Annotated in this window: 20 protein-coding genes; 8 read left to right on the top strand and 12 right to left on the bottom strand. The window is 51.1% G+C overall.

Annotation, left to right across the window (positions count from 1 at the left end):
- Positions 1-70: 70 nt before the first annotated feature.
- A complete protein-coding gene (locus tag EHT87_RS18520) occupies positions 71-376 on the bottom strand; it encodes a hypothetical protein (protein ID WP_124908122.1) in 306 nt (101 codons plus the stop codon).
- A 152-nt stretch (positions 377-528) separates the two neighbouring features.
- Here EHT87_RS18520 and EHT87_RS18515 point away from each other — a divergent pair, with 152 nt between their 5' ends.
- Together EHT87_RS18515 and EHT87_RS18510 are read left to right on the top strand one after the other, a co-directional pair.
- The gene (locus EHT87_RS18515; RefSeq protein ID WP_229321166.1) at positions 529-1272 is read left to right on the top strand and encodes a hypothetical protein; all 744 of its coding nucleotides are present in this window, start codon (positions 529-531) and stop codon (positions 1270-1272) included.
- A gap of 73 nt (positions 1273-1345) precedes the next feature.
- Positions 1346-1915 (top strand): Crp/Fnr family transcriptional regulator, encoded by a 570-nt coding sequence (locus EHT87_RS18510; RefSeq protein ID WP_124908120.1) that lies wholly within the window; start codon positions 1346-1348, stop codon positions 1913-1915.
- Positions 1916-2089: 174 nt separating this feature from the next.
- On the opposite strand, the gene EHT87_RS18505 is transcribed toward EHT87_RS18510, so the two are convergent.
- The 10 genes from EHT87_RS18505 to EHT87_RS18460 form a co-directional block, all read right to left on the bottom strand.
- Positions 2090-3040, bottom strand: coding sequence for a GIN domain-containing protein (locus EHT87_RS18505; RefSeq protein ID WP_124908119.1), 951 nt, complete (start codon positions 3038-3040; stop codon positions 2090-2092).
- Between the two features lie 16 nt (positions 3041-3056).
- Positions 3057-5837 carry an ABC transporter permease gene (locus EHT87_RS18500; RefSeq protein ID WP_221622037.1) on the bottom strand — a complete coding sequence of 927 codons (2781 nt, stop codon included), beginning with the start codon at positions 5835-5837 and terminating at the stop codon, positions 3057-3059.
- Positions 5825-6163, bottom strand: coding sequence for a PadR family transcriptional regulator (locus EHT87_RS18495; RefSeq protein WP_124908118.1), 339 nt, complete (start codon positions 6161-6163; stop codon positions 5825-5827). The genes EHT87_RS18500 and EHT87_RS18495 overlap by 13 nt, the downstream gene beginning before the upstream one ends.
- A gap of 488 nt (positions 6164-6651) precedes the next feature.
- Positions 6652-7230 (bottom strand): YceI family protein, encoded by a 579-nt coding sequence (locus EHT87_RS18490; protein ID WP_124908117.1) that lies wholly within the window; start codon positions 7228-7230, stop codon positions 6652-6654.
- A gap of 10 nt (positions 7231-7240) precedes the next feature.
- Positions 7241-7906: a hypothetical protein gene (locus tag EHT87_RS18485; RefSeq protein WP_124908116.1), complete on the bottom strand. Its 666-nt coding sequence runs from the start codon at positions 7904-7906 to the stop codon at positions 7241-7243.
- A gap of 63 nt (positions 7907-7969) precedes the next feature.
- The gene (locus tag EHT87_RS18480) at positions 7970-8416 is read right to left on the bottom strand and encodes a Rieske (2Fe-2S) protein (RefSeq protein ID WP_124908115.1); all 447 of its coding nucleotides are present in this window, start codon (positions 8414-8416) and stop codon (positions 7970-7972) included.
- A gap of 124 nt (positions 8417-8540) precedes the next feature.
- A complete protein-coding gene (locus tag EHT87_RS18475) occupies positions 8541-9923 on the bottom strand; it encodes a hypothetical protein (RefSeq protein ID WP_124908114.1) in 1383 nt (460 codons plus the stop codon).
- Complete coding sequence (locus EHT87_RS18470) at positions 9916-10497, bottom strand: RNA polymerase sigma factor (RefSeq protein ID WP_124908113.1); 582 nt, start codon at positions 10495-10497, stop codon at positions 9916-9918. Before EHT87_RS18470 ends, EHT87_RS18475 begins: the two co-directional genes overlap by 8 nt.
- A gap of 518 nt (positions 10498-11015) precedes the next feature.
- Positions 11016-11363, bottom strand: a complete 348-nt coding sequence (locus EHT87_RS18465) for a nuclear transport factor 2 family protein (protein WP_124908112.1) — start codon at positions 11361-11363, stop codon at positions 11016-11018.
- Positions 11364-11781: 418 nt separating this feature from the next.
- Entirely contained in the window at positions 11782-15384 is a 3603-nt protein-coding gene (locus tag EHT87_RS18460; RefSeq protein ID WP_185716278.1) for a putative Ig domain-containing protein, read from the bottom strand.
- A 539-nt stretch (positions 15385-15923) separates the two neighbouring features.
- Between EHT87_RS18460 and EHT87_RS18455 the strand changes: the two genes are divergently transcribed.
- Genes EHT87_RS18455 through EHT87_RS18445 form a run of 3 tightly spaced genes read left to right on the top strand, consistent with a single transcriptional unit; the run spans position 15924 to position 18530 of the window.
- A complete protein-coding gene (locus EHT87_RS18455; RefSeq protein WP_124908110.1) occupies positions 15924-16850 on the top strand; it encodes an NAD(P)H-binding protein in 927 nt (308 codons plus the stop codon).
- Complete coding sequence (locus EHT87_RS18450; RefSeq protein ID WP_124908109.1) at positions 16847-17584, top strand: SDR family oxidoreductase; 738 nt, start codon at positions 16847-16849, stop codon at positions 17582-17584. Before EHT87_RS18455 ends, EHT87_RS18450 begins: the two co-directional genes overlap by 4 nt.
- 31 nt (positions 17585-17615) lie before the next feature.
- The gene (locus EHT87_RS18445) at positions 17616-18530 is read left to right on the top strand and encodes a helix-turn-helix domain-containing protein (protein ID WP_124908108.1); all 915 of its coding nucleotides are present in this window, start codon (positions 17616-17618) and stop codon (positions 18528-18530) included.
- A gap of 311 nt (positions 18531-18841) precedes the next feature.
- Here the strand turns inward: EHT87_RS18445 and EHT87_RS18440 are convergent, their stop codons facing one another.
- Positions 18842-19738: a helix-turn-helix domain-containing protein gene (locus tag EHT87_RS18440; protein WP_124908107.1), complete on the bottom strand. Its 897-nt coding sequence runs from the start codon at positions 19736-19738 to the stop codon at positions 18842-18844.
- A 163-nt stretch (positions 19739-19901) separates the two neighbouring features.
- Between EHT87_RS18440 and EHT87_RS18435 the strand changes: the two genes are divergently transcribed.
- From EHT87_RS18435 to EHT87_RS18420, 3 genes are all read left to right on the top strand, one after another.
- Complete coding sequence (locus tag EHT87_RS18435; RefSeq protein WP_124908106.1) at positions 19902-20888, top strand: aldo/keto reductase; 987 nt, start codon at positions 19902-19904, stop codon at positions 20886-20888.
- Positions 20889-21758: 870 nt separating this feature from the next.
- Complete coding sequence (locus tag EHT87_RS18425; RefSeq protein WP_124908105.1) at positions 21759-22349, top strand: TetR/AcrR family transcriptional regulator; 591 nt, start codon at positions 21759-21761, stop codon at positions 22347-22349.
- A gap of 147 nt (positions 22350-22496) precedes the next feature.
- Complete coding sequence (locus EHT87_RS18420; protein ID WP_124908104.1) at positions 22497-23264, top strand: SDR family oxidoreductase; 768 nt, start codon at positions 22497-22499, stop codon at positions 23262-23264.
- Positions 23265-23291: the final 27 nt, after the last annotated feature.

Raw genomic sequence — 23291 nt, 5'->3', positions numbered from 1 at the left:
GTTGGTATAATCAACGACGAAAACATTCGGCATTGGGTTACCGCACACCCTGTCAACAAGAATCTTATTTTTACACATCCTCAATGGCCGCTTGACAAAAAATCTCCAGTGAACCGTTGCAAGTCCACTTCTTGATAAACCACTTACTGAAATAACCGATCTCCAGAACGCCGGTCAGCATACCCATCATCAGGCCCGTGGCCGGGATAGCAACCATGCTTCTGGCAAAATTATACGGAACACCCGTTGAGGGATAATGATCCAGCTGGCCGAGAATACCTTTCTCCAGAATGCAATAAATCAAGCTAAAAATAAACCACAATACGCCGAAAGGAATGACACGAGCAACATTTCTTCTGGTTTTAGGGGAGAGCATAGAGGTAGGTCTTGTGATCTAGTCTTCAAATTACCCTAAAATTTCAACATGGAGAAACCAACGTGTTTCTGCGACTTTTTCAGCCGTGTTACCGGCTCAACGTAATACCGCCCGGGGCCGTTCTCTTCTCACGCCGGGGAATTCAACGGATTGTGCTGTTCTTGATTTTTGTCAAGTGGCGTATCGAGTATTTATGCGGATTTTTGCAAATCAAACCGATTACTTTTCACGCTATGTTTATTGGACACTTCGGATTAGCCTTTGCGGCTAAAAAAGCGGCACCAAACGTTTCGTTGGGGACTCTTTTTATTGCCACTCAATTCGTTGATATACTTTGGCCATTCCTGTTGGTATTAACTATTGAAAAAGTCGCCATCGTACCCGGCTACACCCAGTCCAATGCATTGGAGTTTCTTTACTTTCCCTACACGCATAGTTTGCTTGCCGGTGTCCTGTGGGGTGTGGCGGTCGGAGCAATCTATGGGTTGGTTAAGCGGGATCAACCCGGTGCTATGGTCGTTGGTCTCTGTGTTCTAAGTCACTGGTTTCTGGATTTGCTCGTTCATACCGTTGATCTGCCATTGTCTCCTTTTACAGAGGTCAAATTTGGATTGGGCCTTTGGAACCAGGTAGCCCTATCACTCACGATCGAAACGATCCTCTACTTGGCCGGGGTTTATTTATACGCTACTTTCACAAAAGCGAAAACGTCAGGGGCTACCTGGGGATTTTGGTCTTTTGTTGTTTTTCTGCTCATTTTCAATGTTGCCAATACGTTCGGCCCACCCCCTACTTCAATAACCGCCCTTGCCTTGTCTTTGTTGGTCCTGATGGGGATCATCGTTTCTCTGGCGTATTGGGTAGATAAAAAGCGGGTGGTGATCCAGAAGAACTAACTTTTTAACGTCTGGATCGCTCCTGGCTTTAAAACGATGAGATGAGAAAGAGATTAATTTTTCGCAGCTAACGATGACGGAGTTAGAACAGTATATCCATTTTAATTTCGGCGTGGCAGACGACGAATTGACAAAGATCGCGTCCCTGTTTGAACCGGAAGTGATCAGCAAGGGCGATTTCTACATTAAGAGCGGAGCGGCATGTGATAAATTAAGCTTTGTCCAGTCGGGTTTTCTACGGTTGTTTGCAACCCGGCATGAAAAAGACATTACGCAATGGATCTTTTCGAAAGGATACTTCATTGGCGACATGCCCAGCATTACCTTCAATGTTCCCTCCCGCTGGAACATCCAGGCCCTCAGTGACACCGTGCTTTACACCATTCAGAAAGATAGCTACCATACGATCGTTGACACCGTTCCCCGGTGGCCAGAGATTGAAAAGCATTTCCTCATCCATTGCTTTACCATCATGGAAGACCGGATATTCGCCCATCTATCCATGTCGGCGGAAGAGCGTTATACCGCGTTTTTTGAGCAGAACAAGGAACTATTCAATCAGGTACCCCTGCAATACCTTGCTTCCCTGCTGGGAATGACCCCGGAAACGTTCAGCCGCGTACGAAGAAGGCAACAACCCTAATCATTCATGTACGGTATCATGTCCTGAAATAGGTTGTCAGATTTACATCATCAATGACAACCGGGTACGATCCCATTCGCGACCTGCTCCACGGTGGCGGCCCGGAATCGGTTTCATGAAAGAGAGCGCTCCGATGTCAACAAATTTCAGGACGGGATTTGTTTAGCAGGCCACTTATTTATTGACCAGGTTCACCCTTCGTTGACGGTCCTGATCACTAATAACGAGAAAAGGTTTACTCTGCAACCGTTCCCCACTCATGACCCTGTTAACTTGGTCTTGACTAGCTAAATAAACTTTGGTACCAACCAAATAACGCTTCGTTATCGTTTCACCGGCCCCTAAACGAAAGCCATTGGTTTCATTCAGAGCTTGCCCCGGTGCATAGGATATTAAGGTAAAGCCACGCGGCCGTAAACTGTTATTTTGGAACAATACCGTCACCAGTTCATCTAGTTCATGCTCATCACCAGGTACAGGTTTCGGCAATGGATTTTCTTGCTGAACGTTCACCACCTTGGCAAAAGCGGTATTTTGCTCGATAACCGTTGGGGCATTCAGGTAAATTGTGGCATTCGCCTGGGTGGTTACCCGGGCCTGCTTTGCGGCCAATGCTTCGGCATGCACCGTCCCATTGGCTAAACTCGTGATCGTCAGTTGACGGGTAGTTCCCTGTAACGTTACGTTGCCGTTGGCCTCATTCTCCAGGACAAATCCGTCACCCACAATTCCTCTGATTGATACATCGCTATTCGATCCGTGGGTCATCTGGCTCAGGCGGGGCGTTTTAATTAGCACGTTGATCGTGGCTTTACTAATCCAGAACGGTTTAGCCTGTGGATCGGAGAACGAAAGAGTTAACGCATTTTCCTGCTGGTCAATCCGTAAGAACGAAACCAGATTTTCATCCATCGTTATCGTTGCCGACGGTGCTGCGTCTCCTACTTCGACCGTTATCTGAGCCGGAAAATGACGGGTAAGCAGCCGATCAAAGGGCGCTAGTCTTATTTGCTGTTTAATCAACTTCCCATTCCCGCGAAGTTCGGTAGAAGCCGCATACTTACTGGTCTGTCCAAACGCGCTGAACATAGCCAGCAGACCCAGGACGATTGGTGTTAGTTTCATGAGTACGTGTTTTGATCTAATCGGTTCGTAAAGCCTTCACCGGATTTACCCAGGCGGCTTTTAGACTCTGCAAGCTGATGGTCACAAGGGCGATGGCTACCGCCAGCAAACCCGATCCGGCAAAAATCCACCAGGAAAGCTCAATTTTGTAGGCAAAATCCGCTAACCAGCGCGAAGCGGCATACCAGGCCATAGGTGTACCAATGACGATGGCCAATAAGACCAGTTTTATAAAATCCGTTGAAATCAATCCCAGCAAACTCGGCATCGAGGCCCCCAACACTTTCCGGATGCCAATTTCTTTCGTCCGCTGTTCGACCGTAAAAGCCGCCAGTCCAAACAGCCCCAGACAAGCGATGAGAATAGCTAAGCCCGATGCGATACTAAACAAGGTGCGCACTTTCTGTTCGGTTTCATACTGTCGATTGTAATTCTCATCGACAAAAAAGAAGTCAAACGGGTTGCCCGGAAACTGGTGCTGATATAACGCTTCGAGTTGTTTCAATTTGTCCCCCATTCGGTCCGAAGTCAGGCGAACGGTCGAATAATAATCACTGAGCTGCGGTATAAAAATAATCGGATCGATGGCCTGTTGAACCGACTGATGGTGATAATCTTTCACCACACCCGTGACTTCGTAGCGCTGGGTGCCCCACTGAACCCGTTGACCAACGGCTTCTTTGGCAGACGAAAAGCCGAGTTGCTGCACGGCGGTTTCGTTGAGCATCAGTTGGCTGACCTGATTCCAGCTTTTGGTGCACATGGCGGCCGTTATATTTCGTCCCTCCTTCATGGTCATCCCGTAGGTGGGCACAAACCGGTGATCGACCGACGCAATCGCATAGCTTTTCTTGTCATCATTCGGTTTCGGATTCGGTCGGGTAATTCCGGCGGCTTTAAAATTGTACCATTGGCCGGGTATGCTGCTGGAGGTACAGAACTGCTCAACAAAGCTCAATTGTTGAAGCTGTTGTTGAAAAGCGGTTGTGCGCTGCGAAAAGCTACTATCCCGGTTCACTTCGGGACCGCGAATGACCAGGAGCTGGGCCAGATTCATGCCCAGCTCTTTGTGCTGCATGTAGTGCAACTGCCGATAAAAAACCACGGTGGCCGCAATGAGCGCAATGGAAATACTGAATTGAAACACGACCAGGGCCCGCCGTACCCATAACCCCCGACCGGTGCGGGCGAATACCCCTTTCAAGGTCTGAATGGGCTGGAAGCCGGAAAGTGAAAAAGCGACATACCCTCCAGAGGCCACCGAACCAATACTTAACGCCAGCAACCCGAACCCCCAGAGTCCGCTTTTTGGAATGATGGATAACGATAAAGGTTTACCAATCAGCTGATTGAAGAAGTGCTGACAACCAATAACCACGAATAGAGCCAGGACGATGCTCAGACCGTTAAGCAGTAAGTACTCGCCGAAGAACTGGTGGATGAGTTGGCTACGGCCTGCCCCAATCACTTTACGAACCCCTACCTCTTTGGCTCGTTTGAGCGAGCTGGCCGTCGATAAGTTGATGTAATTGAACCAGGCAATCGCCAGAATCAACAAAGCCAGGCTGCCCAAAACGTAGATAAATTTCAAGTTTCCCGTCGTTGTCGAGGGGTCACTGAGTGAGGCCGCCAAATGCACATAGCGCAGGGGTTGCAGTTGGATCCGGGCATCGGCGGCTTCCGGTTTCAACTGATTTTTATAAGCCTCTATTTTTGCTTCGAGTGCGTGGTGATCCGCCTTGGGCGCGAGCTGAACAAAGGCGGTTGAAAAGTTATTATCCAAATTGTCGAGCTTGGCCCAGCCGTTCCCGTTGAGGTTCGCTTCAATAGATAGCGTCCGGAGGGAAAAGAGCAGGTGGTATTGAATGTCCGATTGAGCCGGAAAATCCTGGTACATCGCGGTGACTTTGTAGACGCCTTTGCCAAATTGATTGTTCAGGGTCAACAGCTGTCCCACAGGTGATTGATTGCCAAAATATTTTTTAGCATACGATTCCGAAATGGCCACGGTAAACGGCTGATCAAGCGGCTGCTTTGATCCGGCCAGGATGGGAAAGGAGAATAACTCGAAAAAGCTCCTGTCCACCATGGTCATCACCTGATCGCCTTCCCGAAACGATTTTCCGTTTTTGGGATCTCCGGTGGTAACAATGCCATGAATGATCCCGCCGGAGGTCCGGCAGTAGCTCGCGATTTCCCCAAACTGTTGCTTTAGTAAGGGGGCTAGTCCGGGGGGGATCAAATCCGTCGAAAAACGGGACCGATCCTGAATGAGCACCCGGTATAGCGTTGGTAAATTCCGATGGAATTGATTGATACTGCGTTCAAAACTGATGTACTCCAGGATGAACAGGAACGTCGCAATCCCTAAAGCCAGTCCGGTAATATTGATCCCGGAACTAATTTTGTTCTTGAATAAATTGCGAAAAGCGAGGGTGAGGTAGTTGCGTAGCATGGCAGGATGGAGAAAAAAGGTGGTCCGTAGTTTTCCCGGTACGCCGGAGTGACTGGTATAGTTCGGGTGAGACTGGGTAGGACGTGGGTGCGTTCTGGGCCAGCTAAAAGGGCGAATCAATCGCAAAACCGCCAGGGCATACCGCCAGCGGGCTCGGGGTACACCGACGGTATTTACCCAATAGGCATACATCTCCAGTAAATCACCTTGCAGTTCATCTTCCAATCCCGGCGGGCTAAATTGACTCAGGAGCCAGTCAGCCCAACGCGGTGGTCGCCGGGGCGAATGTCGGGGACCCGATGACTTTGAAAAGCCTCCTTTCCCGTTGCTTAAGCGCCCCATACTTGTAACACTTGGGTTGGAATCTGTTCCCACAATTGGCTGCGTACTTGTCGGCACTCGATCAGAGCCCGCTGACCCACTGCCGTTACGGTGAACAGGCGTTTCTGACGCCCTCCCCGTTCATGGGTAGCTCCGCCCATCTGGGAGGAAACGAAGCCTTTCTCTTCCAGCCGTTGCAAGGTGGTATGGACGGTGGGAAAGCTAACGCTGCGGGCCATCTGCTGGTCAATAGTTTGGGTAATGGCGGCACAGTAGGCCAGTTCCTGCAGGGTAGCTACGGTCAGCAGAACGATTTCTTCTAACTCGCCTAAATAGGGTCGTTTCATAGTGGCAGGCACCAGCTCATCGGTGCAGTCGGTATTAGTATAGACTTTGTCGTACAAATAGTCGGCCAAACTTTTAAATCAGACTTACAAGGCTTGAAAAGGCCCTTTTAAGTAGTTGTTCGGAGATAAGGTGTCCATTTTTGGACAGACTACGTACAGAAACGGACAGACCATTGATGAACCTGTAGTTATTAAAAATCAGTCTATTCGTCAACCTGTTTTAAAAGGGTATATCCGCCGTTAGAATAAGGCAATTTAAGAAGCTATTATTTGAGTCCCATGAATAGCGGAATTGGAAAGGGGATAATCCGGCACGCAAACACGATGGCAATAAAAAACTTCACAGTACTTATGATGGTACCCGAAGAATAGACCTGACGAATGAAAGTTTCCGATACCTTATCAATACCTCATTTGGAACTAATCTACTGTCCTATCTAAATTCGCTACGGCATTTTACTGATAATCAAGGCTCTAACCCCGCCAGGTTATTGATTTACCGAGGTAGTTTTGTTATAAAACAGCGAGAATTTTACCAGGAAAGACTCGTCCGTTGGCACCATCATCAGAGAAGGCCGCTCAATGTTGTAGTCACTCATCTTGATTGAAAACTCGCCGGTTGCCAGCAATTGCCCGGCTTTATCTGCCCGAACGGCCTCAAACTCAATGGCCTTCGTCACGCCATGAAAAGTTAGATTTCCGCGAATTTTGAGTTTATCACTGGTCTGCTCGATGCCCGTACTGCTGAAGGTTACACGGGGGTATTTGATGGCGTCCAAAATCTCCATAGCGTGCGAATCCCGGTTGGCATTCTGACTATCGAAAGAGGCTATTTTGGTAGCAACTGCTACGGCTTCGATTCGATCGGTCGCATCGTTATATACCAACACGCTTTGAATCTCCCGACTGACGCCATCCCAGGTATGCATCGGATGGTGCATGGTGTAACTCATGACCGATTTGGTTTTATCGACCATCAATTTGCGGGATGCGGTGGGCGTAACAAACGCCAGTAACCCGATGATTCCGATTGTAAAAACAGCCAGGACTCCTCTTGAATGATTCATGAGATGAAGGTTAAAATTTGATGGCAACGACCGACAGGGCAAAGGCACCGAAGGTTGTGTAGGCCGCGGCCCGGTGGTACGGTTTTAATTCGGGATGGTTTTCGATGGAACTCGCCAGGATATTGGTTGCAATCATACCGGCCATGTGGGCAACGGCCAGGTACTTGTGCAGTTTGATCGAACTAAACCCCCGGCGTTCGCCAATCATTTTGGGCGGAGCCGTCAGGGATAAAAGTGCTGTCGTCACATAGGCCAGGTTGATCCCCGCGGCTAGTGAACTATGCACATTCAGCAATCGGCCGTACTGATCGCCCGTAGCGTTGTACAATTTAGCGCCCACAAGGCCCTGGGCCACAAAACCCGCGAGGGTGATAAACCCCATGACCTGATGACTCACTAGCATGGTCCGTCGAATCCTGAGTTCCCTTTCCCGGCCTTCGGGCGTCAAAGGAGCCAGATTCGTCCTTCGAAGGAGCCCCTTCTGCCCCCAGAAAATGCGTTGGGTAATGATCATTTTGTGGGGCAATAGCTCCTGGAGGCTGGTGCTGTCATCCAGATCGGCCAGCAGATTGTCCGATTTTTCGACTGGTGCGAGGGTATCGGCCGGAACGGTTTGTGCCCGGATCAGGGACATTGAACCCAGTCCCAGCAGGGTAATCAAAAGAATCGTGCGCATTTCGTGGGTGAAGTTAACTAGCCAACTGGCTGTTTTTTAGTTGCTTGGAAAACCAACATAGGCCTATAAAATAGTCAGCACGTTACCGGATTGCGTCACGGTATATACCGTCAATCCCCGGCGCCCTTCGCTGTTCAATCCTTTGCCCGTCAGGTCATAGCGGGCACCGTGTTCTGGGCAGTAGAATTCCCCGTTGCGGAGTTGAACTTTCTTCTGGCCTTCGTGGCTGCAAACAACGGTAACGGCAACGTATCCTTTGGCGGTGTTGGCCACAACGATGTTGCTGGTTACGATGTAGCCGCCGACGGTTTTCAGCGCGGAATTGGTCGGGCTGGTCAGGTCAACGGTTACGGGGCTGGTCAGCGGTGCCGGTGTAACATCGGCGCTTTTGCTGCAGGACATCAATGATTGACCCGTACAATACACAGCGAACAGGGCGGCCCCCTGTATTCCTAATTGACGAAGAAACTGGTGACGGCTTAATGCGTCGGAAGTCTGATTATGTGACATAAATACGGCTTTTAATTGGTAATACGCAGTTTCTCACCGCTGCCGTTGCCTGGGTTCCGAAAACGTTTCAAAAATTTTAGCAGTTTCTGTTTTTCATAAAAACCCGAAGTACCAATACCGTTCATTACTTAAATAAATCCAGCCAAACCGACGCTTTGATGCCAAAACTGTTGCCGTGTTCGCCCCGAAAATCATATAAAAAATAGGGGATAAGTTGCGCCGTGGTGCGCGACTGACGGAACTGAACACCCCCTCCAAACAGGAAGTTATGGAAAAACTGGTGGTCCGACTTTAAGTTAAACGAATGGTGTTGTTCATCCCCCCGGAAAAAACTTTCATATTTGATCTGCTGATAAGCCGCCAGCTCCAGGTTGGTACCCGTTTGAAACAACAACGACCATTTCTGCTCCAGCGGAACGTAATATTTCAGGTTGACAGGCAGGCTAACCCCAGTGGTCTTGATTGAAATTTCCTCAATCTTATCAAACTGCGCTGGCAAATAAGGCCGGTATTGTTCGATGAATTCCAGACCGGTGGCCGAATTGAAATCTTTCAGTCCACGGTGTTTTTCTGAATTTTGCTGGGAGGCCTGCAAGCCGACGGAGATACCCAGATTTTCCATCGGAAATACTTCGGTAACCGGGCCTACACCCAGGCTATTGCGGGTAATCAGGGTTTCGATTCCACCCCGGGGCCGCAACGAGGAAAGCCGAAATGGCTGGCGTTTCGGTTCAATTTTGGGGATTGGCGGCTTCAACGGGACTGCTGTAGCCGCCACTGTTTGTTTCGCCGAGTCAAGCGGAACGCTTTTTTGAAGGGACTGCGGAGTTGGTTTAACGGGATCGTCAGCAACCCCCTGCTTTTCATCCGGAGCCGGGTCGGGAGTAGCGGGTGTTTGCGTCGAATCCGGCGATGTTGGTGGGCGACTGTCCGTTGGCAAGACCCGGTTTGGTGTTTTACCTGATCGGTTGGTCGCAATCCGCTCCGCCGATTCGGCGAGACGCAGTCGAAAACCGGGTTGATTCCGCAAATACGTTTCGTTCTTTCGCGTCGTCGTCACTGCCTTTTCTCCGTCGCCCATTGACCCCGTTGCGGCCTCATTGGAAGGTACGGGATTCGAATTGGTCGCATCTTCAGACATCGGTCGGTAATAATGCCGGTGTTCCACCACTGTCCGCTTTACAATGTACACCGTGTCGATCCGCCGGGGGGAAGCAGACAGAGTAGCTGGCGCGGCTGGTTGACTGACTACGGTTTGACTGGTGGCTGCCCGGGTCCTGTTCATGCGCTCCAGCACCCGCCGGTTTTCGTGGAGGGTATACAGTGTTGTCATCCAGCCGGCCAGCATGAAGCCACTGAGGAGCCAGCCCCCATACTGCCCCAGCCAGGGCCAGAATCCCGGCATTGGCAGGCGTTTCCGGAAGCGGTCCCAGGCGCGGGGCTGGTAGTTTGGTCTGACCGCTTCCAGATTTTTTTTCATCAGTTTGTCGAAACGTTCACTAGACATAGTTTCGTCGGTTTGCTGAGTGGGTAGAGTTCCATTCGATAAGCAGTTCCTGTAATTTCTGGCGCGCTTTCGCCAGGTTAGAGCGTGATGTACCTTCGTGTATGCCCAGCATCTGGGCGATTTCCGGATGGGAAAAGCCATCCACAACATGCAATGAAAAAACCGTTCGGTAAGCGGGCGGTAATTGCTGCACCACGGCCAGAATTTCATCAGCCGCCAGTCGCTCCAGCAGCGTATCGATTTCACCCACTTCATAGGCCTCTTCGATGTCGGTATAGATCAGGGGGGATTTATGCCGTCGGTAATGATCAATGGCCGAATGAATCATTACCGTGCGAAACCAGGCTTCGAACGGTTGGTCAGGGTCGTAATACGAAATTTTATTGAGGACGCGTAGAAAACCGTCGTCGAACATCTCCTCGGCTTCTTCCCGGCTGGACGCATAACGCAAACAGATACTGACCCCCAGGCTGTAGTACGCTTCGAACAACTGCTTCTGGGCAGCCGGTTTTTCCCGTCGACAGCCCGCGATCACATCTGGCAACGCCAGGGATTTATTTCGTCGGAATAGCACAAGTGATAGTGGCGTTACATTCTCTAACAGTATACGGTAAAGCAGGCCATCGCCGTTGCCTGAAAAACGATTTTTTCTTTTGGTGTAGATTGCAACACTATATTGGGGCAAGTACCAAAGCAGGCCACCGTGGCGCGGCCCGCTATCAAACAGAGTTCGGTAGCGCTTCGTTTTTAGCCGTACTCTCCGCTCACTGTCCACGAGCGTACAGAAACGGTCAGTATTTCTTAAACCGGGCAACGCTCATTAATCCATACCCAACCAGCAGGGGGCCGGGTGTCAGGATAACCAGGAAGCCTATCTTTCTATACAAGTAATCCGTTAAAAACCAGCCAAGAAGGGTTACTCCAATAAAGAAAACCGCGTAGAGAAACTTATACATGGCAAGGCTGGAAAAGTTGGGACTGATGGTTAAATATGCTAGTTACAGACCTCCGAAAAAATGCCGGCTTAACGGCTGGTTCGATGCCGGTCAGTTGCGGCTGGCCGGGTTTCTTTTACGGTCGTGAATAGCATTCTTAGTTGGTGTAATGAGCTACCATTTTATATACTTTACCCTGGTTGTCGAAAAACATCACTTCAATTGCCTTCTTATTCAGCACTGACTTGTAATAGAGTGCCACAGAATTGACGCCCTCAGTTACGTCGATAAGCTCAAAATGGAGGTCGGGAATGCGTTCCAACGCTTTTTTCCAATAGTCTCTAACCGCTTCTTTTCCGACTAACGAATCCGCCGTTCCGTCCGTTGCCAGCCTGATCATCGGCGTAGAAATTTCAATATCGTCGGAATAATGCGATAAGATAGCCTCTAAATCGTGTGAATTCCAGGAGGCAATCCAGTCGATAGCTAATTTATGGGAGTCCATTGGAGTAAGTTTGAGATAAGGCAAAAAGCAAACTTTGCATCCGTAAAGTTCCGAAAGCGGAACCGAAATCAATGCGGCAAAGCTGTTATTTTATCGATTGACGATTTACGGCATCTGCTTTATGTCGCCATTCTCAAAAAAGTTTTACTCCCGGCGCTGCTTCTGCCTCGACGGGTTGTCATTTCCCGGCACCCCGCCCGGTAATCGTTTCGTATGGCCGTCTTGCTACGGGTTCATCTTTGCGTAATGTGGCACCGTATGGGCAAACTAGGGGCACGAAGATCGTAACCAGGCAGGGGTAAGGCAGGATAAATTAGAACATTCTACCGCTAACTTAACAAACCGGATCAACGAAGCTATTTAATCAGAAAGGCGCAGATCATCGACCCGCGCCTTTACTAATTACTATTTCATCATGCTACTGCTTAATGAGCTTCAGCGTAACGCTTTTTAGCCCACTACTGACCCGTAACAACAGCAGCCCTGCCGGTTGTTGACTCATCGAAAAAGTTTGCTGCTCAATGGCCTTAGCGGTTTCGATCTGGCGCTGGCCAACCAGCCGACCACGGACGTCGGTCAGTTGCAAGTGGACCGGTTGCCCCTCCGCGCCCCGAATTTCTACCTCAACCTGATTGGAAACCGGGTTGCCCAAAACCGTCACCCGTAAATCAGAACCGCTCTCGGCCGACAAACGGGCCGGGGCACATTGATACGCCTTGGGCGACCCTTTCAACACGAACGTACTGCCCTGCACCCGCGCCAGCACCAGCATACCGTTGGACAGTCCCATCGGGGCGGTAAAGTTATAAGCGTGGGAGCCATTGCCTTTGCCCGCATCTTTCAAGTCCACCCGGTAAATGTTGGCCAGTGTACTGCCCAAAACCGTGATATTGCCCGGCGTATTTTCTGTATAGAACTCCACTGTCAAGGGCGTGTTGGGTTTGTTGCGATCCCACACCCAGCCCCGAATACCGCTACAATCGGCCTTGTCGAGGTAGCCTTCGAAGCTGCCCGTTACTGTCGTCGTCTGAGCCGGGTTGACCGTCAAAATAAAACTCACACTGTTGTTGGCACCCCCGGCATCGGTGGCCGAATACGTCAGTACGAAGGAACCCGCCACCGCAGGCGTCCCGCTGATAACCCGGTTTTGCGGGTTCAGGCTCAGTCCTGCCGGCAATTCGCTCAAACCGTAGCTCAAGGCCGTGCCTTCGGGATCCGTGAAAGCCGCCAGCGTTCCCGAAAAAGGTATACCGACCTGGGCGACGATGGGAGCAATCAAGACAGTGGAAGGCGGCTGGGGCGGCTTGTTGCCCACCGGGGCCGCGCCGGTACAAATCAGGGCTTTGGGAGAATCCTTCAGGATGAAGCTGCTGCCCGCGACGCGGGCCGACAGGTTGTGGGGCAAGCCGTCTTTGATCAGATCGGGAATGGTGAAGCGAAAACCGTGTTTGCCATTGCCCTTTCCGGCATCGAGCAGATCCTGCCGGAAGTCCCCGGCGGGCAGCGTGCCGATGACCTGAGAACCATCCAGGATTTCGACGTTGACGACCGTATTTCCCTTGCCCCGGTCCCAGGCCCAGCCCCGAAAGGTGCCGCAATCGGCCCCGTTGACAAAACCGTCGAAAGATCCGGTGGCGGTTGGTGCCGTAACCGTGACAGTGGCCGAACCGGCTACACCGGGGCAGGTACCGACGCAACTCGCCGAATAGACGATAGTCCCCGTAGCCGAAGTCGGAACGGAAATCGTGGTTTCTGTTCCGCTAGTGGCGTTGGAGCCCGACCAGGTGAGCGCCCCCGGACAGCCGCTGATGGTCAATGTTACATTGGGTGTATTCTGAATCACGCTGATACTCGAAGGCGTCAGGGTGGGAGCGGGCGGCACTTCCGGGCGGGTGACGGTGGCCGACCCACTAACGGTTCCGCCGGTGGGCGCTTCGGAGCTGGCGACGGCCAGCAGGTTGAAGGTGGTGGTGGCAGCCGGGTTGACCGTAAAGGTGTAAGGAGAACTGGTGATTCCGCTGAGCGCAACCGGCGTGGTTCCATCGGTATAGGTGAACGACCAGGGGGGCGTTCCGGTCAGGGCGACGCTGAGCGTGGCGGGTTGGCCGGGACAGAGGGTCGTATTCCCTGAAAGACTGGCGGAGGCCGGATTGGTGACCACCAGCGTGACGCTGGTACTGCCTGAACAACCCGAGGTGGTTCCGGTCACGGAATAGGGCCCGGCGACGCTGACGGAAATAACCGGGCTGGTTTCGCCGGTCGACCACCGGTATGAAGTGGCTCCGGAAGCCGTCAGACTGGCGCTCTGGCCCTGAATAACGGTGGTGGAGGGGTTGGCTGAAATGCTGACCGTGGGCGGTGTGTTCACGGTTACCGAAGTGGAGGCCGTGGCGGAACAGCTGCCCGTGGTTACGGTCACCGAAAAGGGGCCGCTGGTGGAAACCGGCAAGTCCGCCGTGGTCGCACCCGTGTTCCACCGGTAGGTGCTGGTATTGGAAGCCGGGCTGCTACTGGCGGTGAGCAGGGTGGTGCTGCCGGCACAAACGGTCGGTGCCGCCGGGGTGATGCTGGCCGTTACGGCAGGATCGACGGTGATGGTGAAACTTTGGGAAGGACCCTCACAGGAGATTGTTCCAAAAAAATTACCACTGGCAATCGGATTGTTGCCCACCGGAATGGGGTTTGGCAAAACCGTGTTGGTAGCCACATCGATCACGCTCACCCTGTCCTGACTGGGTTCCATGGCATAGATTTTACTCCCATCGGGCGTAATACCAAGGCCTGCCGGGGAAAAAGGCTCGAAGTCGATCTTGCCCGAGACGGTATTGGTAGCTACATCGATCACAGTCACCCTTTTCGGATTCGTCGAGACATAGACTCGCTGGCCATCCAGGCTCGCGCACATGGAAAACTGGAGTCCATATTGAACCGTCTCAATGGTGGCCGAAACGGTATTGGTGGCCGTATTGATCACGGTCACTTTATTGGTAGAAATCGTCGAGGTATAAAGGCGGGTGCCGTCGGGAGTTATGCAGATAGCTCCCGCGCCATCGTTCACCGGAATAGTGGCGATCACCGTTTGAGTTGCTACATCGATCACGGCCACACTGTAAGGATACGACGGATTTCCCAGGTTTTGAATGGTAACATAAACGCGCTTGCCATCAGGGCTCATAACGATACCGCCATTTGGCGAATCCTCCATCGGGATCGTGGCCGTGACCTTATTGGTAGCAACATCGATCACGCTGACCATGTACGAATTAAAATTCGCAACATAGACTTGGGTGCCGTCGGGGGTCACGTTGAGCCCTGCCGGGGAGTCAACCCCCTCGATAGTCGTCAACACCGTTTGGGTGACCGCATCGATGACGGTGACATTATTCGACAAAAAATTTCCGACATAGATACGGGTGCCGTTGGGGCTCACGCTGATGCCTGATGGGTAACGGCCCAACGGGATGGTGGTTGGCAAAACCGTATTGGTGGTCGTATTGATGATGCTTAGATAGCTCGGGACCTGATCGTTATAATCTGGATAATTATTATGAATAATATAAGCAAGAGTCGGTCCCTGTCCCAGGGGCGTGACAGTGATGGTGGCCGTCTGGGTTGAACCGGTGGTGTTGAGTGCGGTAAAGGAGTCGATGGTGCCGGTGCCGCTGGCGGGCAGGCCGATCGAAGGGTTGGAATTGGTCCAGCGGTAGACGGTTCCGTTTCCGGTAAATGGAATGGGAGCGGTGGTGCTGCCGGCACACAGGGTCTGGCTGGCCGGAGCCGCCATCGTTATGGAACAGGGATTGGCCAATTGGGGTCTGGTGCGCCCGGATTGGGGTCCTCCGGCAACTTTGCTCTTCGAAGGCGCTAATCCAGCTTTAACGGCGTGGATGGGAGCGGTAGAAATGGCCCTGGCTCCACTAGTAAGTCCGGCCAATAGCAGCAAGACGAGCCCCCAGCGGGCGAGCGGGATTCGGCGCAGGAAATCAGGAGATTTGATCAACGTTGGTAAAATTGAATTCATGGGATGTGAGGGTAATTGGGATAGAGTTAGAAAATAGGGTCCGTCCGACTGTTGAGGTCGGATTGCCGGGTCGTTCATTCCGGGTCGATAAAAAGCGGTCAGGGCAGCCGGAAGCCCGCCCTGAGAAAAAAGGCTATAACTGGAAAAGATTAGGAAAAACGTTTGCTCACAAACCTAAGGGAAGAAAAACGGACGGAACATAACGCCTGTTCCAAATACGATAAGGGATGTTCCACTTTACCAAACCAGCCGAAAAAAGCGGTACGCAACGGCAAACTAACCCGTTTGCCGCTAAGGCGTAGGTTTTAACCTTAATCGGGATGATGCTGACGATTGGTGATTCCGTCAAGGTGTTCAAAAAGCAATACTATCCTGCTAATCGGTTGCCGGTGGGAGGGGCTGTTGCGTTTACTTAGGATTGGAATCGGAGTGCGGTGATCCGACCCGGCACAGACTCGTTTCAGTTAGGTAATTCCTCAATTCGGTTAACATTGCTTTTTGACGGTTCCCCACCTTTGTAATCACAAAAAAGCAGCAGTATGAACATCGTATTGACCGGTTCTTTGGGAACCATTGGAAAACCACTTACTCAGGATTTAGTCCGAAAGGGCCATTCCGTTACGGTCATCAGCAGCAGGGCCGAACGGCAAATCGCTATTGAGGCTTTAGGGGCAAAAGCCGCCATAGGCACGTTTCAGGACCAGGATTTTTTATCCGCCACGTTCAACGGGGCAGATATCGTTTACCTGATGGAAGCTTGGGAAGGCATTGGCAGCATCTTCGACAAGGACATGGACTTTGTGGCGGCCTTCAACCGGATTGGCCATACGTACAAGCAGGCGGTGGAACAATCCGGAGTTAAACGAATTGTGCATTTAAGCAGCATCGGCGCCCATACCAACGAAGGAACCGGCAGTCTCTACCTGCACCATTCCGTGGAGACGATTCTGAATCAACTGCCGGCTGAGGTGTCCATCAAGTTCATGCGCCCCGTTGGCTTCTACACCAATCTGTTCCGGTACATGGAAACCATCAAATTGCAGGGCGCGATCATGCAAAGCTACGGCGGTGACCAAAAAGAGCCCTGGGTATCACCCCTGGATATTGCGGCTACTATTGCCCGGGAAATGGAAGCCCCTTTTGAAGGCCGAACCATTCAGTACATCGCCAGTGATGAAGTGTCGCCGAACGAAGTCGCTAAAATCCTGGGCGCGGCTATCGGAAAGCCCGGTTTGGCCTGGGTTGTCATCCCCGACGAGCAACTGTTACAGGGGATGCTGTCGGCAGGCATGAACCCGTGGATTGCCCATGGCTTTATTGGGATGCAGGCCAGTCAGGGCAGTGGCAGGCTATACGAAGACTACTACCGCAACCCGCCAGCCCTCGGCAAGGTGAAACTGACCGACTTTGCCAACGAGTTTGCGCTTGCCTATACTCAGTATATCAACCAAAAAGCAAAACCATGAAGAAAGCACTCATTACCGGAGCCAATAAAGGGGTGGGCTTTGAAACTGCCCGTCAACTGCTTCAGCAGGGCTATTACGTCTATCTGGGCTGCCGTGACGCCGATAGGGGTCAGGCGGCCGTAGAGAAACTGAACGCGGAAGGCCTGACCGCCGTAACGGTCATTCAGCTAGACGTAAGCGATGACGAATCGGTGAAAGCGGCCCGGGCTGACCTGGGAACGAAGACCGACGTACTGGACGTTCTCATCAATAATGCCGGAATCAACGGGGGGATGCCGCAGGGTGCCCTTACGACGAACGTCGCTACATTGAACGAGGTATTCAACGTGAACGTGTATGGCGTGGTGCGGGTTACGCAGGCATTTTTTGATCTGTTGCAAAAGGCGGATCAGCCCCGTATCGTGAACGTGTCGTCGAGCGGGTGTTCGCTGACTCTGAGCAGTGACCCTACCTGGAGATACTACCATCATAAAGGAGCTATGTACCAACCCTCAAAAGCGGCTTTGAACATGTACACGATTGATTTGGCCTATGATTTGCGTGATACACCGTTCAAAGTAAACGCGGTTGACCCTGGTTTTGTCGCCACTGATTTTAACGCTCATCGGGGCACCGGTACCGTTCAGGAGGGTGGTAAACGCATCGCAGCGTACGCGCTGATTGGCACGGATGGCCCAACGGGAAGGTTCATCAGTTTTGAGCACAACCCGGAAACCGGCGAGATTCCCTGGTAAAAAGTAACAACGTGTTGTTCCGATCGACAAGATGAGAAAGCAAGACCATTCACTACGCAAATTTGACTCCCTCTCTGACGTTCATCGGGTGTTTGGGCTACCAACGCCCCTGCATCCGATGATCAGTTTTATTGATATCAGGGACATCACCGTTCAGCGGCATGAATTAGCCGATTCGTTCGCGCTGAATTTTTACAAGATTGCCTACAAAACCACTCTTTGCAGCCGGGCGAAATACGGGCAGAACTATTATGACTTTGGCGAGGGCGGATTGGTGTTTACCGCTCCCAATCAGCTGTTTGAAACGCCGGACGACACGGTAAAATCCGGCTCGATGCTGCTCATTCACCCTGATTTTCTTTTGTCCTATCCACTAGCCTCGAAAATCAAACAGTACGGTTTCTTTTCGTATACTGCCAATGAAGCCTTGCATCTATCCGAACAGGAGAAGACAACCATTCTCTCTATTTTCGGCATCATTGACCAGGAATTGAAAAGCAGAATTGATGACTTCAGCCACGATGTCATGATTTCACAAATCGAGTTGTTGCTGAATTACGCCAACCGCTTTTACAAACGTCAGTTTATCACACGGAAAGCCGCCAGTCACGACGTGTTGCAAAAACTGGAAGCCCTGCTGGATGATTATTTCCGTACCGAAAAAACCGTGTTGCAAGGCATCCCCACCGTTCAGTTTATCTCCGACCATCTAAACATGTCGCCTAGTTATTTAAGCGACATGCTCCGTTCCTTAACCGGACAAAATACCCAGCAGCACATCCACGATAAACTCATCGAAACCGCTAAAGAGAAGCTATCGACAACCGATTTTTCCGTCAGCGAGATTGCCTATGCGCTGGGCTTCGAGCACGCTCAGTCCTTTAGTCGCTTGTTTAAAAGCAAAACCGATCTGTCACCCTTGGCCTTCCGGCAGTCCTTTAATTGACAAAAGGAAAGCGCGTCTCCGCCTTTTGTGTGTGTTGAACAGGGGCCAGCGAACGGCTTTCAGAAGGCCGGGCAACCAGTCTCATTTGGGCTACAACAAAACGTAATCTGGCTACGTAGGCTTGGCTTCCGAAATACGTATCAAGTAAACTAAGCAGCCCGTAAATCGGCGGGGTGGCCAAAATTCCGGGTTGTAACCCAACGTCAACGCAAATGAGTAAAGACCAACAATTTGCAATCGGTGCGTTTCCGGTCGGCCTCATTTGATTTTTCGGATACCCCTACAGAATCTGCGGTTGGCTAGTTGGCGCTTCAGTTTAGGGATCGGTACTCATTCGGCGTAACGCCTGCTTTTTGTTTGAACAGACGGGTGAAATGCTGCGGGTATTTAAAGCCCAGTTCGTAGGCAATTTCACTCACCGATTTACTCCTGTCGAACACGCGCGCTTTGGCCACATCGATCACTTTTGATTGAATGTATTCCTGAGCCGATCGGCCGGTTTCTTTCTTCACCAGGTCACCAAAATAGTTGGGGGATAAATGCAGGACTTCGGCAAAGTAAGCGACCGAAGGCAGGCCTTCGTTCTGCGGTTTATCGGATGAAAAATAGCCTGTCAATACGGATTCAAACCGTTCCAGGATGCCTTTATTTGCCTGGTCGCGTGTAATGAACTGGCGGTCATAAAACCGGATGCAGTACTTGAGCAGCAGCTCGATGTTGGCCGCAATCAGTCCTTTGCTGTGCCTGTCGATAGTTTGATCGAGTTCATACCCGATTTTTGAGAAGCAATCCTGCACGATACGCTGCTCTTTATCCGACAGGTGGAGTGCTTCATGGACATCATACGAAAAGAACGAATAATCCTGCATGTGTTTGCCCAACGGAGTGCCGTTGATCAGGTCGGGATGAAAGAGCAATACCCCACCTTTGGGAGCAAATGGTTCAACGCCGGCTTCTACACCTACCACCTGTCCGGGCGCGACAAAAATCAGGCTTCCTTCCTGGTAGTCATAGTGCCTTCTGCCATAGCGTAACTGGCCATGGTTCCCTTCTTTCAGCCCCACGGCATACAAACCAAAGTTGAATGTTTTGGCGGGCATCGGTTGCGCTTTCGAGAGGTCAATCACCGTAACCAGAGGATGTTTGGTCGGTACGCCCCGCAGGGTATTGTATTGCGCGATGCTGCTGATTTTTACGATCTCTTCCATGGCGTATTCTTTTATCGCTACAAATATCGATACAAACTTACAGGTTCCGGCAAGTCCCTTCGATGCCGGCCATCCCAATCCGTAATAGTGGTAGGAAAACCCGTAATCTGTATACAGAAGGGCCGGTCTTTCGCCCACAATTTTGCAGCACAAAACAGACAACATGAAAACACGACAAGTAGGAACTTCAGGATTAACCGTGTCCGAACTGGGTTTGGGCTGCATGGGATTAAGCCACGGGTACGCGAACCAGCCGGACCGGAAAGAAGCCATTCGCGTGTTACGCGACGCGGTGGAACAGGGGATCACCTTCTTTGATACGGCAGAGGTTTATGGCCCTTACACCAACGAGGACATCGTGGGAGAGGCTCTGGAACCGTTCAGGGGCCAGGTGGTGATCGCCACCAAATTTGGATTCAGGAATGGATCGAACGCTGAACTCGACAGCCGCCCGCAGACCATCCGCAACGTCGTGGACGCATCACTCAAGCGCCTGCGCATCGATACGATCGATCTCATCTACCAGCACCGTGTGGATCCGACCGTTCCCATGGAGGAGGTGGCGGGCACCGTGAAGGATCTCATTGCCTCGGGTAAGGTGAAGCACTTTGGGCTATCAGAGGCTGGGGTGGTAAACATCCGGAAAGCCCACGCCGAGCAACCGGTGACGGCACTGCAGAGCGAGTACTCCCTTTGGTGGCGCGAACCCGAAGAAAAGATCTTTCCCGTGCTGGAGGAGCTCGGAATCGGTTTTGTGCCCTTCAGCCCCCTCGGCAGAGGCTTTCTGACCGGCAAAATAAATGCCGATACGGTCTTCGGGAAAGAGGATGGCCGGAGTTACTTCCCCCGTTTTCAGAAAGAAAACCGGGAAGCGAATCAAGCCTTTGTGGAAGTTCTCGACCGCGTTGCGACGGAGAAGGGAGCCTCCACCGCGCAGGTGGCGCTCGCCTGGATCCTGGCACAGAAGCCATGGATCGTTCCGATCCCGGGTACCACGAAATCGGAACGTGTGAAGGAAAATATCGGCGCGTCGGCTCTGGAGCTTTCTCCCACGGAGCTAAGCACGATCACCCGGGGTGCTGATAACATCGAAGCCCGGGGTGGCCGGTATCCGGAAAATCTGGACAAGGTGATAGACCGGAAAGCGTAGACGATCGTGCAATCGACCGGATTGGCGATTTCCATCGGGACCGGTAGCTGACTCTATAAACAGAGTCAGCTACCGGTATTGCCACTGAGCCACACCAATACAGATGGCTATAAAGTGATGACACACTATTGAATAACGGCATAAAAATGCCGCTGCTGGATTTTGGCACTTACTTGCTTCGGGACGGTTCGGCATGTGAGCAGGCTGTGCTAAATGCGTTAACTCTTGGCTATAGAGTGATCGACACTGCTGCAGTATTGACCTTAGCCCAAATCTTGGACAGTCAAAATGGAGAATCGGGTATGTGTTTTCCTTCTTTTTTTACCCGCATACCGGTCTCATTATTATCCATTTATGCCCTTCGCGTGGGTGCTGAAAGGCCCGGATAATCAAACCCGAACGTCGACGGCTTCATCTACGTCTACCCGTTTCTGGAACAGAAGAAGGCGACCGAATTGAAAATAGCCACTGATTGATGAGCGGCTACGAAACAAATGAAGCTCCTTTCTAACCCGCCGTCGGCGAACCGATTCATCATAGGAATCGCTGTCCTCCTCCTTTTACAAACTATGATGACAAGAACCAGCACATTCACATTTGCCTTCCCTTTTCTGCTGTTTTTACGAACGTTGTCGTTAGCCTTGCCCGCTGATTCTATCCAACTGACCTTTCCCAATGGCCCGTCTTTACCTTTTCAGTTCTGAAGCCGGGCGCTCCTGTCTACCGGGTTCGCTGCCAGAACAAGCAGGTGACCACCCGTATTTCTTAAGGAAGCCCGCTCCAGATTATTCTTTCGCTCTATTTGACCCTGGATCAATAAATAGTTAATCTGTATAGTATAAAATAAACTTTTTAGTCTATTTTTGCTCCATGCTTACTAAGTCAGAACGAACGAAACAGTTTATACTGGAAACGGCAGCTCCTTTGTTCAACCAGCGAGGGATAGCCGGTGTCCATATCGATGACGTGCTGGACGCAACCAAGCTAACCAAGGGATGCCTGTATGGGCATTTTGAAAGTAAAGAAGATCTCTCCTTGCAGGTTATTGACTTGCTCCTGGCAAAAATGAGTGAGCAAATAGGGATAGCCATCAGTAAAGCAGATACGGCTAAAGGAAAAATATTCGCGTTTCTGGATCTTTACAAAAACCCCTTGGATACGTACATACCCGGTGGATGCCCCATATTTAATACAGCCGTAGAGTCCGATGATCATTACCCGCTCGTTAAAGAAAAGGTTGCGGGTGTCATTCGCAAGGGGCAGGAATTGGCAGTCACTATTTTAAAGCAAGGGATTGAAAGCGGGGAATTTTCCCCTGACCTTGATGCGGTTATCTATGCGTTCAAGATGGTTGCCGCTGTCGAAGGGGGCGTTGTCCTATGCCGTGCCATGAATACGGCAAAACCGATGCACGGGCTTATCAAGAGCCTGAAGTCAGAATTGGATAGCTATTCTGTCTAATTTTTTAGCCTAAAAAAGACTAAAAGGTATATTTTAAATTTAACCGGAGTAGTTTCTACTCGTTCACCGGCACTAAAAATATACTTTTTGGTCTTTTATTCTCAACGTTGAAAGGACGAGTGAGTAACAAATTTTAAGCAGAAAATCATGAAGTTAAAAGGGAAAGTAGTTTTGATCACTGGAGGAGCAAGCGGTATCGGCCTGGAGGCTGCCAAACAGTTTTTAGCCAACGGGGCAAGCGTACTCATCACGGGTAGAAACACCGCTAAATTAGAAGCCGCAAAAAAAATGTACCCGGCCCTGATTACCATCAACAGTGACGTTTCCAGGGACGAAGATGCGCGCCAACTCGTCGCACAGGTGCAGCAACTGGGCGGAATCGATATTTTATACAACAATGCGGGTGTTCTGACAGAACCACTTAATCTGGCCGTAGCCAGTGAGAAACATGTGGCGGATGCAGCCTATGAAATGAATGTCAATTACCTGGGAGTCATTCGGTTGGCTAATTTATTTATGCCCATGCTTACTACAAGACCAGAAAGTGCCATTATCAACACAACCTCCATTCTGAGCTATGTTCCCTCCATACTGGAAGCAACCTACTCCGCTTCCAAGGTAGCGCTACGATTTTATACCGAATCGCTCCGGAAACATCTGCAGATTGTGAATAGTCCGGTGAAGGTATTCGAGCTTATCCCCCCGGTGGTTGCCACCGACATGACAGCCGATCGGACGGATAAAAAAATAACGAGCGAAGCGTTGGTCCATGCGCTCATCAAAGGGCTCAGAAAGAATCAGCTGACCATCCGGGTCGGCGACACAAAATCGCTTTACATCCTCAGCCGGCTTTCGCCCAAATTGGCTTATAGTCTGGTTAACCCGACAAAAAGTTACCAGTTCCTGCACCCTTAAACGGCTATAATCACTCATTTCTTACGG

Source organism: Larkinella knui, from assembly GCF_003858645.1.
Taxonomy (GTDB): domain Bacteria; phylum Bacteroidota; class Bacteroidia; order Cytophagales; family Spirosomataceae; genus Larkinella; species Larkinella knui.
Note: the sequence above shows the minus strand (reverse complement) of the source record. Positions and strands in the feature narration are given on the sequence as shown.

Coding starts and splice junctions, on each gene's coding strand:
- EHT87_RS18495 (WP_124908118.1), bottom strand. CDS start 6,163: ATGAAACGACCCTATTTAGGCGAGTTAGAAGAAATCGTTCTGCTGACC.
- EHT87_RS18440 (WP_124908107.1), bottom strand. CDS start 19,738: ATGGAAGAGATCGTAAAAATCAGCAGCATCGCGCAATACAATACCCTG.
- EHT87_RS18500 (WP_221622037.1), bottom strand. CDS start 5,837: ATGGGGCGCTTAAGCAACGGGAAAGGAGGCTTTTCAAAGTCATCGGGT.
- EHT87_RS18510 (WP_124908120.1), top strand. CDS start 1,346: ATGACGGAGTTAGAACAGTATATCCATTTTAATTTCGGCGTGGCAGAC.
- EHT87_RS18460 (WP_185716278.1), bottom strand. CDS start 15,384: ATGAATTCAATTTTACCAACGTTGATCAAATCTCCTGATTTCCTGCGC.
- EHT87_RS18445 (WP_124908108.1), top strand. CDS start 17,616: ATGAGAAAGCAAGACCATTCACTACGCAAATTTGACTCCCTCTCTGAC.
- EHT87_RS18480 (WP_124908115.1), bottom strand. CDS start 8,416: ATGTCACATAATCAGACTTCCGACGCATTAAGCCGTCACCAGTTTCTT.
- EHT87_RS18455 (WP_124908110.1), top strand. CDS start 15,924: ATGAACATCGTATTGACCGGTTCTTTGGGAACCATTGGAAAACCACTT.
- EHT87_RS18450 (WP_124908109.1), top strand. CDS start 16,847: ATGAAGAAAGCACTCATTACCGGAGCCAATAAAGGGGTGGGCTTTGAA.
- EHT87_RS18425 (WP_124908105.1), top strand. CDS start 21,759: ATGCTTACTAAGTCAGAACGAACGAAACAGTTTATACTGGAAACGGCA.
- EHT87_RS18505 (WP_124908119.1), bottom strand. CDS start 3,040: ATGAAACTAACACCAATCGTCCTGGGTCTGCTGGCTATGTTCAGCGCG.
- EHT87_RS18490 (WP_124908117.1), bottom strand. CDS start 7,230: ATGAATCATTCAAGAGGAGTCCTGGCTGTTTTTACAATCGGAATCATC.
- EHT87_RS18465 (WP_124908112.1), bottom strand. CDS start 11,363: ATGGACTCCCATAAATTAGCTATCGACTGGATTGCCTCCTGGAATTCA.
- EHT87_RS18435 (WP_124908106.1), top strand. CDS start 19,902: ATGAAAACACGACAAGTAGGAACTTCAGGATTAACCGTGTCCGAACTG.
- EHT87_RS18420 (WP_124908104.1), top strand. CDS start 22,497: ATGAAGTTAAAAGGGAAAGTAGTTTTGATCACTGGAGGAGCAAGCGGT.
- EHT87_RS18520 (WP_124908122.1), bottom strand. CDS start 376: ATGCTCTCCCCTAAAACCAGAAGAAATGTTGCTCGTGTCATTCCTTTC.
- EHT87_RS18475 (WP_124908114.1), bottom strand. CDS start 9,923: ATGTCTAGTGAACGTTTCGACAAACTGATGAAAAAAAATCTGGAAGCG.
- EHT87_RS18485 (WP_124908116.1), bottom strand. CDS start 7,906: ATGCGCACGATTCTTTTGATTACCCTGCTGGGACTGGGTTCAATGTCC.